The sequence below is a fragment of the Brenneria sp. hezel4-2-4 genome (genome assembly GCF_013155275.1).
GTDB lineage: Bacteria > Pseudomonadota > Gammaproteobacteria > Enterobacterales > Enterobacteriaceae > Brenneria.
The window spans coordinates 137,099-154,303 of record NZ_JABJXS010000007.1; the positions used below are offsets into that span (position 1 = coordinate 137,099).

Annotated in this window: 11 protein-coding genes; 7 read left to right on the top strand and 4 right to left on the bottom strand. The window is 58.1% G+C overall.

From position 1 onward, the window contains the following. Window positions 1-42: 42 nt before the first annotated feature. The 5 genes from hrpB to fhuB all read left to right on the top strand — a co-directional run bounded on the left by hrpB (window position 43) and on the right by fhuB (window position 9,324). Window positions 43-2,487 carry an ATP-dependent helicase HrpB gene (hrpB, locus tag HOY33_RS14815; protein WP_172290914.1) on the top strand — a complete coding sequence of 815 codons (2,445 nt, stop codon included), beginning with the start codon at window positions 43-45 and terminating at the stop codon, window positions 2,485-2,487. Between the two features lie 103 nt (window positions 2,488-2,590). After that, window positions 2,591-5,068, top strand: a complete 2,478-nt coding sequence (gene mrcB / locus HOY33_RS14820) for a bifunctional glycosyl transferase/transpeptidase (protein WP_172290915.1) — start codon at window positions 2,591-2,593, stop codon at window positions 5,066-5,068. Window positions 5,069-5,625: 557 nt separating this feature from the next. Continuing rightward, window positions 5,626-6,423: a Fe3+-hydroxamate ABC transporter ATP-binding protein FhuC gene (gene fhuC / locus HOY33_RS14825; RefSeq protein ID WP_172290916.1), complete on the top strand. Its 798-nt coding sequence runs from the start codon at window positions 5,626-5,628 to the stop codon at window positions 6,421-6,423. Between the two features lie 2 nt (window positions 6,424-6,425). Next, window positions 6,426-7,346, top strand: a complete 921-nt coding sequence (gene fhuD, locus HOY33_RS14830; protein ID WP_172290917.1) for a Fe(3+)-hydroxamate ABC transporter substrate-binding protein FhuD — start codon at window positions 6,426-6,428, stop codon at window positions 7,344-7,346. After that, a complete protein-coding gene (fhuB, locus tag HOY33_RS14835; RefSeq protein ID WP_172290918.1) occupies window positions 7,336-9,324 on the top strand; it encodes a Fe(3+)-hydroxamate ABC transporter permease FhuB in 1,989 nt (662 codons plus the stop codon). Before fhuD ends, fhuB begins: the two co-directional genes overlap by 11 nt. Window positions 9,325-9,372: 48 nt before the next feature. Here the strand turns inward: fhuB and fhuE are convergent, their stop codons facing one another. After that, complete coding sequence (gene fhuE, locus HOY33_RS14840) at window positions 9,373-11,592, bottom strand: ferric-rhodotorulic acid/ferric-coprogen receptor FhuE (RefSeq protein ID WP_172290919.1); 2,220 nt, start codon at window positions 11,590-11,592, stop codon at window positions 9,373-9,375. A gap of 375 nt (window positions 11,593-11,967) precedes the next feature. Beyond that, window positions 11,968-13,248, bottom strand: a complete 1,281-nt coding sequence (gene hemL / locus HOY33_RS14845) for a glutamate-1-semialdehyde 2,1-aminomutase (RefSeq protein WP_172290920.1) — start codon at window positions 13,246-13,248, stop codon at window positions 11,968-11,970. 273 nt (window positions 13,249-13,521) lie between these two features. Here hemL and erpA point away from each other — a divergent pair, with 273 nt between their 5' ends. Beyond that, a complete protein-coding gene (gene erpA, locus HOY33_RS14850; RefSeq protein ID WP_172290921.1) occupies window positions 13,522-13,866 on the top strand; it encodes an iron-sulfur cluster insertion protein ErpA in 345 nt (114 codons plus the stop codon). A gap of 75 nt (window positions 13,867-13,941) precedes the next feature. Here erpA and btuF read toward each other — a convergent pair whose 3' ends face one another. Both btuF and mtnN read right to left on the bottom strand, forming a co-directional pair. Further along, window positions 13,942-14,760 carry a vitamin B12 ABC transporter substrate-binding protein BtuF gene (gene btuF / locus HOY33_RS14855; protein ID WP_172290922.1) on the bottom strand — a complete coding sequence of 273 codons (819 nt, stop codon included), beginning with the start codon at window positions 14,758-14,760 and terminating at the stop codon, window positions 13,942-13,944. Then, a complete protein-coding gene (gene mtnN, locus HOY33_RS14860) occupies window positions 14,761-15,462 on the bottom strand; it encodes a 5'-methylthioadenosine/S-adenosylhomocysteine nucleosidase (RefSeq protein ID WP_172290923.1) in 702 nt (233 codons plus the stop codon). A gap of 119 nt (window positions 15,463-15,581) precedes the next feature. Between mtnN and dgt the strand changes: the two genes are divergently transcribed. Beyond that, on the top strand, window positions 15,582-17,093 hold the full coding sequence (gene dgt, locus HOY33_RS14865) for a dGTPase (RefSeq protein WP_172290924.1): 1,512 nt from the start codon (window positions 15,582-15,584) through the stop codon (window positions 17,091-17,093). The last annotated feature ends 112 nt before the right edge of the window (window positions 17,094-17,205 follow it).

The following is a 17,205-nucleotide window of genomic DNA, read 5'->3' on the forward strand; positions in this document are numbered from 1 at the left end:
TACAATGCCTGCCGCTGAAAGTTAACCCTTACGGAGATTTCTGTGATTTTACCGCCCGTCAGTGCCGTATTGAATGATGTGATCGCCGCGCTGCACATGTCGCCCCAGGTTTTATTGAATGCGCCGACCGGTGCGGGAAAATCAACCTGGCTGCCGTTGCAACTGCTGCATCAGGGCAAACTGGACGGTCGGATCATCATGCTGGAGCCGCGACGGCTGGCGGCGAAAAGCGTGGCCTGGCGTCTGGCGCAGCAGTTGGGGGAAGAACCCGGCCGGACGATTGGCTACCGTATGCGCGCAGAAAGCCGGGTCAGCGCCTCAACCCGTCTGGAGGTGGTCACCGAAGGAATATTGACGCGCATGCTGCAACAGGACGCTGAACTGAACGGCGTGGCGCTGGTTATTCTGGATGAGTTTCACGAGCGTAGCTTGCAGGCCGATCTGGCGCTGGCGTTGCTGTTGGAGGTTCAGACGGGGCTGCGTGAGGATTTGAAGCTGTTGATTATGTCCGCCACGCTGGATAATGCCCGGCTTTCGGTCCTGCTTCCCGAGGCGAGCGTGGTGACGTCCGCGGGGCGCAGCTATCCGGTTGAGCGTCATTATCACCCGTTGAATGGTCAGGAGCGGCTGGAGGAGGGCGTAGCCCGTCAGGTAAAACGTTTACTGGCCGAGGAAACCGGGTCGATGTTGTTATTTCTCCCCGGCGTGGCTGAAATCAAGCGGGTACAGGCTTTGCTGGCGGGCAGCGTGACGGACGATGTGGACTTGTGCCCTTTATATGGCGCGCTGACGCTGGCGGAGCAGCAGAAAGCGATCCTGCCGTCGGAAAGCGGACGGCGTAAGGTCGTTTTGGCGACCAATATCGCCGAAACCAGTCTGACCATCGAAGGGATCCGGCTGGTGGTGGACAGTGGACTGGAACGGATGGCGCGCTTTGACGTCAAAAGCGGTTTGACCAGGCTGGTCACCCAGCGTATCAGTCAGGCATCGATGGTCCAGCGCGCCGGACGCGCCGGGCGGTTAAGCGAAGGGATCTGCTGGCATTTATGTTCCCGCGAACAGGCCGAGCGCGCCGCCGCGCAAAGCGATGCGGAAATACTCAACGGCGATCTCAGTAGTTTCTGGCTGGATCTGTTGCAGTGGGGATGTACCGACGCCGGCCAATTAACCTGGCTGGATGCGCCGCCGCCGCCCGCTTTACAGGCGGCCCGGCAACTTTTGCGCCAGCTAGCGGTTACTGATCGGCATGACAAACTGACGTCGGAAGGGCGGAAAATCGCCGCGCTGGGGTGCGATCCGCGCTTGGCGACCATGTTGTGTGCCGCCGCCCGGCAAAATGACGATGCGCTGGCAACGGCGGGGTGTCTGGCCGCGATACTGGAAGAGCCGCCCCGCAGCGGATCGATGAACCTGCTTGACTGGCTGCATCGCCCGTTGCCGCACTGGCTGCGGCGCGCGCAGCAGCTTACCCGTCGTTTGTCCGGGACGTCGGGCCGTATAGACGACGGATGGGCCGCCTGGCTGCTGGCGCAAGGCTTCGCCGATCGCATCGCCCGGCGCCGAAGTCAGGATGGCCGCTATCAACTGGCAAACGGCGCCGGGGCGATGATGTCGGCGGACGAGGCGTTGTCCGGCACCGACTGGCTGATGGTTCCCAGTTTATTGCAAAACAGCCATAATGCGGATGCGCGTATCCTGCTGGCGTTGCCGCTGGATATGGCGCGTTTGGAACAACAACTGCCCGGGTTGGTCAGCGAACATAACGTGGTGCGCTGGGACGAAGAAAAAGGTACGCTGCGCGCCAGTAAATGCAGTCAGATCGGTTGCCTGACGTTGCGCTCCCGTCCATTAAGCAAACCCTCCGACGAGGAGTTGCAACAGGCGATGTTGGGCTGGCTGCGGGAACAGGGGTTGTCCGCGCTGAACTGGGATGCGGCGGCATTGCAGTTACGCGCCAGAATACAATGCGCCCGCCAGTGGTTGCCCGAGGTAAACTGGCCGTCGGTGGATGATGAAACCTTGCTGGCGACGCTGGAACAGTGGCTACTGCCGTCTTTGTCCGGGGTGAGGGATATGCGGGCATTGCGACAGATTAACCTCGGCGAGGCGTTGATGCGCCTGCTGGACTGGCCGTTGCGCCAGCGGCTGGACAGCGCGTTGCCCAGCCATTACACCGCGCCGGGCGGGAGCCGTTTGCCTATCGCCTATTATGAGGATAAGCCGCCGGTGCTGTCGGTACGGATGCAGGAAATGTTTGGCGAGCGGCAGAGTCCGCTGCTGGCGGAAGGGCGGGTTGCGCTGGTGCTGGAGCTTTTATCGCCCGCGCAGCGTCCCTTACAGATTACGCGCGATCTGGCGGCTTTCTGGCAGGGCGCTTACCGTGAAGTTCAAAAAGAGATGAAAGGGCGTTATCCCAAACATGTCTGGCCGGACGATCCGGCGAATACGGCGCCGACCCGGCGTACCAGGAAATATCAGAATCATTAATTTCAGACGTTTCCTCTTCTTTGCAAAGGGCGGTGGAAACAGAGTAGGCGGCTTGAGTACCGAAGTAGGTGGCCGTTAATAACCTGACGGAGAAGTAACAGCAATGTCTCGGGATGACCGCGAACCGATTGGACGCAAGGGGAAAGCGTCGGGACGTAAACCTGCTCGCAAGCAGGCGATACGGCGTCGCAGGGATGACGACTATGATGATGATTACGAAGATTATCAGGATGGCTTTGATGACGACGACGATGGTTATGATGATGAGGACACGATGACGCGAAAACCGCGTAACAAACGGCGCTGGCTGGGGCTATTCATCAAATTGTTCCTGGTGTTCGCCGTATTGATGGCGATCTACGGCGTGTACCTCGACAGCCAGATCCGCAGCCGTATTGAAGGCAAGGTGTGGCAGTTGCCGGCGGCGGTGTACGGACGCATGGTTAATCTTGAGCCTGGGATGCCGTATAACCAGAAAGAGATGATTGGCCTGCTGGAAGGCATGCAATATCGCCAGGTGACCCGGATCACCCGTCCCGGCGAATTCAGCGTACGCGGCAACAACATTGAAATGCTGCGCCGTCCGTTCGATTTTCCTGACGGCAAAGAGGGGCAGATCCGCGCCCGTCTGACGTTCAGCAACGATCGTCTGTCGCAGATCCAGAATCTGGATAACCAGCGCAATTTCGGTTTCTTCCGTCTCGATCCGAAACTTATCACCATGATGCAGTCGCCGAATGGCGAACAGCGCCTGTTCGTGCAGCGCGCCGGGTTTCCCGATTTGCTGGTGGACACGCTCATCGCCACCGAAGATCGTCATTTCTATGAGCATGACGGCATCAGCCTGTATTCCATCGGCCGCGCGTTTTTAGCCAATATCACCGCCGGTCGGGCGGTGCAGGGCGGGAGCACCCTGACGCAACAACTGGTGAAAAACCTGTTCCTGACCAATGAGCGCTCCCTGTGGCGTAAGGCTAACGAAGCCTATATGGCGTTGATCATGGATTATCGCTATAGCAAGGATCGTATTCTGGAGTTGTATCTCAACGAAGTGTACCTCGGTCAGAGCGGCAGCGATCAGATCCGCGGGTTCCCGCTGGCCAGTCTTTACTATTTTGGCCGTCCGGTGAATGAGCTGAGTCTCGATCAACAGGCGCTGCTGGTCGGAATGGTGAAAGGGGCGTCGCTGTATAATCCGTGGCGTAATCCTAAAATCACGCTGGAACGCCGTAATCTGGTATTGCGCCTGCTTCAGAATCAGCAGGTGATCGATGTCGAACTGTATAACATGCTGAGCGCGCGGCCGCTGGGCGTGCAGCCGAAAGGCGGCGTCATCAGTCCCCAGCCGGCGTTTATGCAACTGGTTCGTCAGGAATTACAGCAGCGGCTGGGGGATAAAGTCAGCGACCTGTCGGGGGTGAAAGTGTTCACCACGCTTGACCCGGTATCGCAGGATGCGGCGGAAAAAGCGGTGGAAGAGGGGATCCCGGCCTTGAGGGCCGCGCGGGGCGTTAACGATCTGGAAACCGCGATGGTGATCGTCGATCGTTTCAGCGGCGAGATCCGGGCGATGGTTGGGGGATCACAGACGCAATACGCCGGCTTCAACCGCGCCTTGCAGGCGCGTCGGCCGGTTGGTTCGTTGGCGAAACCCCCCACCTATCTGGCGGCGCTGAGTCAGCCCGATGCCTATCGGCTGAATACCTGGCTGGCGGATGAACCGTTGTCGCTAAGGCAGCCCAACGGCCAATTGTGGCAGCCGAAAAACTACGATCGCCAATTCCGCGGGCGCGTGATGCTGGTTGACGCGCTGGCGAATTCACTCAACGTGCCAACGGTGAATCTGGGGATGGCGGTGGGGCTGGATCAGGTTACCGCCACGCTGAAACGACTGGGGATCCCCGAGAATGTGATTGAACCGGTTCCTTCGATGCTGCTGGGGGCGATCAGCCTGACGCCGATGGAAGTGGCGCAGGAATATCAGACCATTGCCAGCGGCGGAAACCGGGCGTCATTGTCCTCGTTGCGCTCGGTTATTGCGGAAGACGGTAATGTGCTGTATCAGAGTTTCCCCCAGGCCGAACGTGCGGTTCCCGCGCAGGCGGCTTATCTGACGCTGTACGGTATGCAACAGGTGGTGGCGCGCGGCACCTCACGTTCTCTGGCGGTCAAGTTCCCGAATTATCATCTGGCGGCGAAAACCGGTACTACCAACGATCTGCGCGATAGCTGGTTTGCCGGGATAGATGGTAAAGAAGTGGCGATCAGTTGGGTCGGGCGGGATAACAACGGGCCGGCAAAGCTGACCGGCGCGAACGGCGCGTTGACCATTTATCGTCGCTATCTGGAAAACCAGACGCCGCTGCCGTTGATGCTGACGCCGCCGGAAGGGATCGCCACCATGACGGTCGACGGCGGCGGCAATTTCCTGTGTAACGGCAGCGGCGGCGGACGGGTTTTACCGGTATGGACGGATAATCCGCAGGCGCTGTGTCAGGCCAGCCAGCCGCAGACGGCGCAGCCAGCGCAGCAAAATGGCGAGGGCGTCGCGGATTGGATCAGGGAAATGTTCGGCCAATAATTTTTTCTTCCGGCCCCCGCGTCGCCCTGTCTCTTAGTCGCATTTTTATGCAGACGCAGAGGCAGTTTCGTGCGCCGGAATGCCGCCATTTCTATGCCATGCCGTAGCACGCGCCCGACGCAGGGCGCTCAAGCGCCGCCGCCCTGCGAACCCAGGCTTCCGGCTAAATTATGCCGCTGACGCGGTGCCTTCGTCGGCATCAGGCTTAACGGACCGCTTGCGACACGTTCCCGACGTGGCGCAAGCTTTCGCCGCATCCATGCGGCTCATCCTAAGCCTGCTACCTCCTCAGCATAATTTTTTACGCCGGGTAACAGCCAAACCCGTTAGAACCCCTGCATTTGTGACTAAGAGACAGGGCGTCGCCGGGGGATCTTTTTCGCCTTGTCTCTGGCGTTTTTGCGTCTTCATCGTTGATTTCCGGCAGTGTAAATTCCTTGCGGAGCGTATTCCGTTACGCCTATTATGCAATCTTTATAATAATTATTATCATTGTCTTTTAGTTTGATAACCATTAACCACCTTGATTCCAGGTCGGCGGTAAAGCTCAAAACGTTATGCGAAACCAACATGCACTGCCAGATACTACGTTCAGGCTGGATAAAGTCAGCTTTTCCATCGCCGGCCGTACGCTGCTTCACCCGCTGTCCCTGACTTTCCCGGTGGGAAAAGTCTGCGGTTTGATTGGACACAATGGCTCCGGGAAATCCACGCTGTTGAAAATTCTTGGTCGCCATCAGGCGGCCAGCAGCGGTTCGGCCTGGTTGGGCGAACGCTCCGTCAACGACTGGGACAGCAAATCCTTTGCCCGTCAGGTCGCTTACTTACCCCAGCAGTTGCCCGCCGCGGAAGGCATGACCGTGCGCGAATTGGTCGCGGTGGGGCGCTATCCGTGGCACGGCGCGTTGGGGCGTTTCGGCAGCGCCGATCGGGAAAAGGTCGACGAGGCGATTATGCTGGTGGGGCTGAAAGCCTTTGCCAACCGTCTGGTGGACAGTCTGTCCGGCGGCGAACGGCAACGGGCCTGGCTGGCGATGACGGTGGCGCAGGACAGCCGTTGTCTGCTATTGGATGAACCGACCTCCGCGCTGGACATTGCCCACCAGGTTGAGGTTCTGGCGTTGATCCAGCGCATGAGCCGGCAGCGCGGCCTGACGGTGATCGCCGTTTTACACGACATCAATATGGCGGCCCGTTATTGCGATTATTTAGTGGCATTGCGCGGCGGTGAAATGATTGCGCAAGGCGATCCGCTGGCGCTGATGAACGGCCCGGTGCTGGAAAATATTTACGGAATTCCCATGGGGATACTGCCTCATCCCGGCGGTGGCGCGCCGGTAAGTTTTGTTTGCTGACCATGTCTGACTTATTTCTTTCTGTTGATCCCCCGGATCGGAAACGCCGCCGTTTGCTGACGGCGCTGATGCTATCGCCGCTATTCTATTCCTCATTCGGTCGGGGGGGCGTTTATCCCGATACGCAGCGTATCGTGGCGCTGGAATGGCTGTCGGTTGAGATCATGATGGCGCTGGGCGTCACGCCGCTGGCCGTGGCGGATATCTATAATTACCGCCTGTGGGTGGAGGAACCTGTTTTGCCGCAACAGGTCATTGATGTCGGCTTGCGTACGGAGCCGAACCTGGAACTGCTGGCCGAGCTTCAACCCTCGCTGATTCTATATTCCAAAGGCTACGGCCCGTCGGAGGATAAAATTAAGCGCATCGCGCCGATTCTGGGGTTCGATTTTAATGACCAGCATGGCAAACCGCTGACCATCGCGCAGGGATCGGTCGTGACGCTGGCGAGGGCGCTGGGCATACCTGAAGCGGCCGAGCGGCATTTGCAACAGCTTGCGGCATTTATGCAGCAGGCAAAAACACGCTTGCAGCCCTATACCCAACGTCCTCTGCTGTTGTTTTCCCTGCTGGATGCGCGTCACGCGCTGGTGTTGGGCAAAAACAGTTTATTTCAGCAGGTGATGGATGAACTCGGGATTGAAAATGCCTGGCGCGGAGAAACCAGTTTTTGGGGCAGCGCCATCGTCGGCATCGAGCGTCTGACCGAAATTAATGATGCTCACGCGCTTTGTTTCGATCACGGCAATGATGCGATTACGCGACAGGTCTCCGCCAGCCCGCTATGGCAGGCAATACCGTTTGTGCGGCAGCGGCGTTGGCAGCGGGTGCCCGCGGTATGGGTTTATGGCGGCACGCTGGCGGCGATGCGTTTTTGCCGCGTGCTGGAACAGGCATTGGAGGCGCGGCGTCATGTCGGTTAAGCATCGAATGCTGCCTATCCTGCTGATTGGACTGCTGTTGGCGTTGACGCTGGGGATGGGCGGCTACAATTTGCAGCGGCAATTGCCGGTGGCGTTATGGTCACAGGGGCTATGGCAGCCGTCCACCGACGATATTCGGCAACTTCTGTTCCACTATAGTCTGTTGCCGCGGATGGCGCTGGCTCTGCTGGTGGGGGCCGGGTTGGGGCTGTGCGGCGTGCTGTTCCAGCAGGTATTGCGTAATCCGCTGGCGGAATCGTCGACGCTGGGGATCGCCACGGGCGCCCAGTTGGGCATCACGGTGGCGACGCTGGCGGCGCTGCCCGGCGGCGCGTTTATCCAGCAAATCGCCGCGATGATCGGCGCGTTACTGGTCGGCGCGCTGGTGTTCGGCGTTGCCTGGGGCAAGCGATTATCACCGGTTACGCTGATACTGGCCGGGCTGGTGCTGAGCTTTTACTGCGGCGCGGTCAACCAACTGCTGGCGCTGTTTCACCACGATCAGCTTCAGAATATGTTTCTGTGGAGCAGCGGCGCGCTGAATCAGCAGGACTGGCGGAACGTGTGGTTTGTCCTCCCCCGGCTGCTGGCGTGTTTCTGTCTGGCGCTATTACTGCTGCGTCCGCTGACGTTGCTGGGGCTGGACGACGGCGTCGCGCGTAATTTGGGCTTAGGACTATCGCTGGCGCGGTTGGGCGCCCTCGGGCTGGCGGTTTTCCTCAGCGCCCAACTGGTCAATGCGACCGGCATTATCGGTTTTATCGGTTTGTTTGCCCCGCTGTTGGCGAAAATGCTGGGCGCCAGGCGATTACTGCATCGACTTTGGCTGGCCCCGCTGTTGGGCGCGCTATTGCTCGGCGTGACCGATCAGATCGTGATCTGGCTGACCGGCGTATGGCGCGAGGTGCCGACGGGCGCGGCGACCGCCCTGATTGGCGCGCCGCTGCTGCTGTGGCTGCTGCCGCGCCTGCGCGCCAGCGGGCCGGCTTCGATGACGGATCGTGCCGGCGCGCAGACGACGGAACGCCGCCAATGGGGTCTGTGGCTATTGGGGGGCAGTCTGTTGCTTGCCGCGGTGGTGTTAACGGCGCTGTTGCTGGGGAAAAACGCCCAGGGCTGGCAGTGGAGCAGCGGCGATCTGTCAACCCAGCTATTGCCGTGGCGCTGGCCGCGGGTGCTGGCGGCGCTGACCGCCGGGGTGATGCTGGCGGTGGCCGGCACGCTGATACAGAAACTGACCGGTAACCCGATGGGCAGCCCGGAAGTGCTGGGGATCAGCTCCGGCGCGTCGTTCGGAGTGATCCTGCTGATGTTCCTGGTGCCCGGCAATGCGTTTGTGTGGTTGATCCCCGCCGGAAGCGCGGGCGCGGCGGCGACGCTGTTGACGATAGTTATCGTCGCCGGACGCGGCGGGTTTTCCACCCAGCGCATGCTGTTGGCGGGTATTGCATTGAGTACGGCGTTCACCACCGTGATTACCCTGCTGTTGGCCAGCGGCGATCCGCGCATGGGAAGCGTGCTGACCTGGTTGTCCGGGTCAACCTATGCCGTCGAAGCGACGGATGCGCTGCGAACGGCGGTTATAGCCGCCTTATTGTTGCTGATGGTGCCGCTGTGTCAGCGCTGGTTACGTATTTTGCCGTTAGGCGCCGCGACGGCGCGCGGGCTTGGAATGGCCGTCACGCCGGTGCGTCTGCTGGTGCTGCTGTTGGCTTCGGTGCTGACCGCCATGGCTACGCTGATGGTGGGGCCGATGAGCTTTGTGGGGTTGATGGCGCCGCATCTGGCGCGCCTGATGGGTTTTAGCCGCGTGATGCCGCAACTGTGCTGTTCGGCGTTGATCGGCGGATTGCTGATGGTGTTGGCCGACTGGTGCGGGCGCATGATGTTGTTCCCGAATCAGATCCCGGCCGGGCTGCTGGCGACCTTTATCGGCGCGCCGTATTTTGTTTATCTGCTGCGTAAGCAGGTGAGATAAGCAGCCCCACATCGTGGGGCTGCGGCGGGTTGTCGAAACGATCGTCGGTCAGAATGTGTAGTTGACCGCCACCGAGACGCTGCGCGGCGCGCCGTAAACGCTATAACTGTTCAGGTAGCTGTAGTAGGTCTTATCCAGCAGGTTGTTGATGTTGGCCTGTACGGAGAACTGAGGCGTGACCTGATAACGGCCAAACAGACTCACCAGCGAATAGCTTCCCTGGGTGACGCGGGTTTCGCCCTGGGGGCCGGTGACATCCGCATAGGTATGACTCTGCCAGTTGACGCCGCCGCCCACCGTCAGTTCCGGCAACGTAGGTAGCTGATAGCGGGTAAACAGCTTCAACTGCGTCCGGGGTAAGTGGGAGTTTACCGCCGTATTGTCCTGATCGACGGCGGTATAGTGCGAGCCGCCGAGGGTGAGTTGCAGATTGTCGGTCACGGCGCCGTTCAACTCGACATCGAAGCCTTTGCTGACCGTGCCTTGCGCGCCGTAATACGCCTGCTGGGACGTGCCGGGCACAAACAAACTGCCGTCGGGCTGGGCGACGTTATCCTGCTCGATGCGAAATACCGAAAAGGAGGCGGTCAACCGGCCGTCATACCAGGCCGCTTTCAGGCCGGTTTCATAGTTTTTCCCCACTATCGGATCGAGGTAGCTGCCGTTGCGATCTTTATAGTCCTGCGGCATAAAGATTTCGGTGTAGCTCACATAGGTCGACCAGACGTCATTGATGTCATAGATCAGGCCGCCGTAAGGCGTGATGTTATCCTGATTACGCACTGAGGTGGTCGCGGGGGTACTCCAGTAATTTTTGGCGGTGCTGCGCCAGTCGGTGTAACGCGCGCCGACGATGAGCGCCAGCGGGTCGGCCAGCGAGAAGCGGGCGGCGGTATAGAGCGCTTTTTGATGCACGGTCTCGTCCGAATAATCGGCGAAGTCAGGCCAGCTAAGATCGGAGGTAACGCCGTTCCAGTTGTTAAAATTGCCGATATCCACAACGGGAACCACGGCGTAGCGATAGTTATTGGTCTGCCGGCTGTAACTGACGCCGCTCACCAGTTCATGCTGGCGGCCCAGCAGCTCAAACGGCCCGCGAACCAGCGTGTCGATGGCGTCCAGTTTGCGCGTGCCGATATACCAGCCGCCGTAGCCAGAGGTGCCCAGACCGGTGGTTTTATCGGGGAGGCCGCCGATGAACATCAGCTTGCTGTCGAAGTCGGTTTCCGCGTGGGTGGCGGCGCTGCGGATTTCCCAGCCGTTATCAAACTGATGGTTGAGGTTGGCAAACACCTTGGTGGTGTCGACATAGTGATGGCTCCAGTTCGGCGCCACGTTGAATCCGCGATCCAAACGGGTGCGGCTGCCGTCGCTGTACCAATTGGGCATGCCGCCCCAGGTTACTGAAGTAGGAGTGCTTTGCTGGTAATCATAACCCAGCGACAGCGTGGTGTTGGCGGACAGATCGGCATCGATCACGCCGTAAAGAAATTTTTTCCGGTAGTGGTAGCGGTCAAGGAAAGAGTCATTATCCTGATAGCCGGCGATAACGCGGCCGCGTACGTCTCCGGACTGGCTAAGCGGGGCGGACAAATCCGCGACGTAGCGTTGATTGTCCCAACTGCCATAGCTGCCCGATACCGAACCGATAAACTCGCGGCTGTCGGCATGTTTGCGCACCATATTAACCGATGCGGAGGGGTTGCCGGCGCCGGTTAACAACCCCGTCGCGCCGCGCACGACTTCGATGCGATCATAAATGGCGGTGTCCGAACCCGCGTCGCCGAAGTTCCATGCTTCGGTCATGGTGGTGGGAATACCGTCAAACTGATAGTTGTTAATGTAGAATCCGCGCGAATAAAAGCTGGTGCGCTCACTGTCGATCACCTGGGTGGCAATGCCGGTGGTATTTTGTAATACCTCCCCGATGCTCTGTAGATTCTGATCCTGAATGCGCTGTTTGGTTATCACGCTGACCGATTGCGGAATATCACGCGGGGTTAGCGACAGACCCGTGCCGGCGCTGGTGGTTTTGACGCTGTAGTCCGTATCGCTGTCGACCGCGTCGTTGCCCGGACTGGCGCTGACGACCAGGGTATCCCCGGCATTCGCGCTCTCATCGGCGGCCAGAACGTCAGGGGCGGTCAAGGCCGAAGCGATTAAGATAGCGATAAGGGAAAGTGCGTATTTGCTTTTTGATCCGCCAAGCGCGGCGTTGTCAATACGCCGGTTTTCCCTCACCGGTACGGTCTGTGAATACATGGGCATTCCTTATGATAAAGTTATTGTTTTTACTGAATATTTTAAAACCAGCGTACCGCTAGGCCTGATTTCCGACCGGCGCGGCAGCATTAGGGCGAGCAATGAGTGTGATGTGGTTAATAATTTGAATGCGAATAATACTCATTATAAGCATTATTGTAAATAAACGTAAGCGCTCACCAATGGGGCAAAAAAAGACAAGAAATCGCGGTTTGCTTGTTGTGGATACAGGCAGCGGCCGAGCGGTGGTTAACGGCGCGGGGGGCGCGATCGGCTTTCCGCTCGGCGGCAGGGAAATAGCGTGGGTCAGTCAGAGATGCGCGCGCCCTATCATGTTGATGATCGGGCGCGGCTTAAGAAACGCAGTGGCTTGGTCGGCGGTTACAACCGGGCAAAGCAGAACTGCGCGGCTTCTATCGTGCGTTCGATATCCTGCGGGGTATGCGCCAGCGACATAAAGCCGGCTTCAAAGGCGGAAGGGGCCAGATAGACGCCTTCTTCCAGCATCATGTGGAAGAAGCGCTTGAAGCGTTCTACGTCGCTCGTCATCACGTCCTGATAGCAGGTAACGCTATTCGCCTCGGTAAAGAACAGGCCGAACATGCCGCCTGCCTGATTCACCACCAGCGGGATATGTTCCGCTTTGGCCGCCGCCAGCAGCCCCGCCGCCAGCTGCTGCGTTAGTTCGGTCAGCGTTTGATGAACGCCGGGTTTGGCGACTTCCGTAAGGCAGGCGAAACCGGCGGCCATGGCGATCGGGTTGCCGGACAACGTCCCGGCCTGATAAACCGGCCCGGTCGGCGCCAGCGCCTGCATCACTTCGCGTCGGCCGCCAAACGCCCCGACCGGCATGCCGCCGCCGATGATTTTCCCCAGACAGGTTAAATCAGGCACCACCCCGTAGTGCGCCTGTGCGCCGGCGAGGGCGACGCGAAAGCCGGTCATCACTTCATCGATAATCAATAGCGCGCCGAATTCATCGCACAGCGCGCGTAATCCGGGTAAAAACTCGGGTAACGGCGGAACGCAGTTCATATTACCGGCGACCGGCTCCACAATAATGGCGGCGATATCCTGAGGATATTGCTCAAACGCGGCGCGTACGGAGCTCAGGTCGTTATAGGTGCAGGTCAGGGTATGGCGGGCGAAATCCGCCGGTACGCCCGGGGAGTTCGGCTGCCCCAGCGTTAACGCGCCGGAGCCGGCTTTCACCAGCAGGCAGTCGGCGTGTCCGTGGTAGCAGCCTTCGAATTTGATGATTTTATCGCGCCCGGTAAAACCGCGCGCCAGACGGATCGCGCTCATGGTCGCCTCTGTACCGGAGTTGACCATGCGAACCATGTCGATGGTCGGCACCAGCGACGTCACCAGCCGCGCCATCCGCACTTCCATTTCCGTCGGCGCGCCAAAGCTCAATCCACGTTCCGCCGCCGCGATCACCGCCTGACGAATGGCCGGATGGTTATGCCCCAGCACCATCGGTCCCCAGGAGCCAACGTAGTCGATGTAGGATTTGCCATCGGCATCGTAAAGATAGGCGCCGTCCGCCCGTTCGATAAACAGAGGAACGCCGCCAACGCCGTTAAACGCACGGACCGGCGAATTGACGCCGCCTGGAATGAGTTGCTGCGCCGCCGCATACAGACTTTCAGATTTGTTCATTAAGAGGGTCCTGACGTTACGTTTATCGTGGAAAGTAAGGCTATTCTAATAAACTGACCCGCGTTATGAAATCATTGTGCTGCCGTCGTGCCGGAAAACCCGGCGCGTCGGGGATCGAAAGCGTGGCGGAAGCAGCGCGCCGGCTGCATAATATGGCGATTAATTCGTCCACCGATGTCAAATCTTGAACGTTTTAACCCGCTATTGGATAATAAGCGTATGATTGGGTGAGCATGTATATCACCCGATAAGCATTGAGTTGGGAGTAAAGAGATGAGCGACGATATGGCATTGCCCCTGCAATTTACTGATGCGGCGGCGAAAAAAGTGAAACTCCTGGTGGCTGATGAAGAAAACCCAGAGCTGAAACTGCGGGTTTATATCACCGGAGGGGGGTGCAGCGGCTTCCAGTACGGCTTTACGTTTGACGACCAGATCAACGAAGGCGATATGACCATCGAGAAGCAGGGCGTTGCGTTGGTGGTTGACCCGATGAGCCTGCAATATCTGGTGGGCGGTTCGGTCGATTACACCGAAGGGCTGGAAGGTTCGCGTTTTATCGTGACCAACCCGAATGCCAAAACAACCTGTGGTTGCGGTTCTTCTTTCAGTATCTGATCGCGCCTTCATCGGCCAGGAAACCTTAAAACCCGTGCAATCGGAATGACTGCGCGGGTTTTTGATTTTTTGGCGCTAATCCGTTTGTTTCAATTCGGCCAATTGCCGGCAAATTTGTTGCGCCGCCAGCAACAAACGGGGGCCGCTGCGATTAAACCAGTCTTCATTAACCGCAATCACCGGCGCCGACAGTTGAGGACGCCAAAAAGCCTGCGTACTGGCGATGGCGTCGGGCGAACCACTGATGATAATGGCCTGCGGTTTGCGCATCAGCACCTGTTCCCGGCTGACCTGAGGCCACGGCGCCGGGCTGTCGCTGAAAATATTCTGCGCGCCGCACAGTGAGACGACCTGACTTTGCAACGTGCCTTTGGCGGAGGTGAACAACGGCTGGGAACCAAACTGCATGAAAACCCGCAGCGGTTGCTGGTTTGTATATTGCCGCCGTAATTCGGCCAACTGCCGACGAAGCGCGGCGGCGGCATGTTGCGCCTGTTCAGGATGGGAACTGTATTGCGCCAGATGCGTCAAAGCGTCGGGAATATCGTCAAGCGTTTTGGGATCCAGATAAACCACCGGGATGCCAAAATTGATCAGCTGTTCCAGCGGCCTTTGCGGATTGCCTTCGCGCCAGGCCAGAATAAGATCGGGCCGTAGCGCGAGGATCCGCTCAAGGTTAATTCCCTGCCAGGAGGCGACCCGCTCCAGTTCTTTGGCCTGCGGCGGATAGTCGGACCATGCGCTGACCGCCGCCATCTGCCCCCCCATACCGGCGGCGTAGGCCATTTCCGTGGCATGCGGCGCCAGGCTGATGACGCGCTGCGGCACCGCGTTGGCCGCGGCGATCGCCGAAAATAGCAGTAGCCCGAGCAGGCCGAGGATCGGCGATTTCATTTACCGGCGTTCAGCCAGCGCCTGCAACATGGTTTCCACCATGCGGGTGGACTGCTGGGCGGCAAGCGCCAGAAATTCATCAAAGCTCAGGTGGGATTCCTGGTCGGCAACGTCGGAAATCGCCCGCACAATGACGAAAGGCACGGCAAACTGATGGCAGACGTGCGCAATGGCGGTGGCTTCCATTTCTACTGCGATAGCCTGCGGAAAGGTGCGACGAATACGAGCCAGCGGCTCCGCGCCGTTGATAAACGCATCGCCGCTGACCACCAACCCCCGCACCGCATTCAACTGAAGTTTGGCAATCGCCTCCTGCGCCAGCGTAATTAATCCCTCATCGGCGGTGAAAGCCGCCGGGCAGCCGGCCATCTGGCCCGGCTCATAGCCAAAGGCGGTGACATCGGCGTCGTGATAGCGTACTTCATCGGAAATGACAATATCGCCGACCTTGAGCGTGGCGGTCAGCCCGCCGGCGGAACCGGTGTTGATCACCACGTCCGGCTGGCCGTGTTCCAACAATAAGGTGGTTCCCAGCGCGGCGGAAACTTTACCGATGCCGGACTTCAGCAATGCGACGTCGACCCCGTTCAACCGACCGCTGTAGATTTCACAACCTGCGCGCTGGAAGGTTTGACGGTTTTCGATCCGATCGCGCAGTAAGGTAACTTCTTGTTCCATAGCGCCGATAATGCCGACTTTCATAAGGTTCCCCACAAATTTTGTGATAAATGGCACGAGTATAGCGCCAGCTAGTCTATCATGGCTAACGGGGTTAAATGGAGACGGTGAGAAGCTTACGGCGGCATTCAATGGAGAATTTTATGTCTGATATCGATTTTGCGAAAAAGATGAGTTTTCAGCGGCCTCTCAGCAGTAAGACGATTACTGCCGAGAATGAATATGCCATTGTTCGCCAGTTCGAAAGCGATCGCGGACGCATCATCAACTCCGCCGCCATTCGCCGTCTACAGCAAAAAACGCAGGTCTTTCCGCTGGAGCGTAATGCGGCGGTACGTTCGCGCCTGACCCATTCGATGGAAGTTCAGCAGGTCGGGCGTTATATCGCCAAAGATATCCTGGATCGCCTGAAGCGGGATAACCGGCTGGAGGCGCTGGGGTTGGACCAATGGCAAACGCCTTTTGAAAGCATGGTGGAAATGGCGTGCCTGATGCATGACATCGGCAATCCCCCGTTCGGCCATTTTGGCGAGTCGGCGATCAATAACTGGTTCGGGCAGTTATTGGACGTCGCGCATCTGGAGGATGAGGCGATAAGCGAAGATCGCTGCCGGGTCGGTTTTTTACAGCGTAAAAACGACGATCTGGATGAATTGCGCTGGCGTATTCGTCAGGATTTAAGCCATTTCGAAGGCAATGCGCAGGCCATTCGTATGGTGCATACCCTGCTTAAGCTGAATCTGACCTACGGACAGGTCGGCTGTATCTTAAAATATACCCGGCCGGCCTATTGGCGCGGCGGCGTGCCCGCGCAGTACGACTACCTGATGAAAAAGCCGGGTTATTATCTGGCTGAAGAAGCCTTTGTCACCACCCTGCGCGAAGCCTTGTCAATGGGGGAATTTCATCGTCATCCGCTGACTTATATTATGGAAGCGGCAGACGATATTTCTTATTGCATTGCGGATCTGGAAGATGCGGTCGAGAAAGATATTCTCACCGTAGAACAACTCTATGAGCGTTTGCAGGAGGCCTGGGGGGAAACGCTTGCCGGCGATTTATTCGCCAAAACCGTTGGCCGGGCGTTTGATAATAAAAATCATCATCAATGGCGCGGCTCCAACGATCAATTTTTCATGAACCTGCGGGTTAACACGGTGGCCAAACTGGTGCCGCATGCCTCGCAGCGCTTTATTGATAATTTGCCGAAAATTTACACCGGCGAGTTTAATCAGGCGTTGCTGGAGGATGAGAGCGAACAGAATCGTTTACTGAAAATCTTTAAACGTGTGGCGCTGAAACACGTATTCAATCATCACGAAGTGGAACAGCTTGAACTTCAGGGATACCGGGTTATCCGCGGACTGCTGGATATTTACAGCCCGCTGCTCGATATGTCGTATGAAGATTTCAGCCGGTTGGTGACGGAAGATACCCACCGGCGCTACCCGATAGAAACGCGGTTGTATCATAAATTATCCCGCAAACATTGCCTGGCTTACCGTGAGGCCGTTGAGAATCTGCAAACGTTATCCCCGGAAGAACAGGAAGTTCGCGAGTATTATTACCGCGCCCGCTTAATTCAGGACTATATCAGCGGCATGACCGATCTTTATGCCTATGATGAATATCGGAGACTGATGGCGGCGGAATAGAAAGAATTTTGTAAACAGGCTCAATATTTTCTTACGCTTCAGCAGCTTCCACTGATGAACTTTGTTGCTTCATATTTATCTGATGCAATACGACCGCTGTATAAAGGTCGCG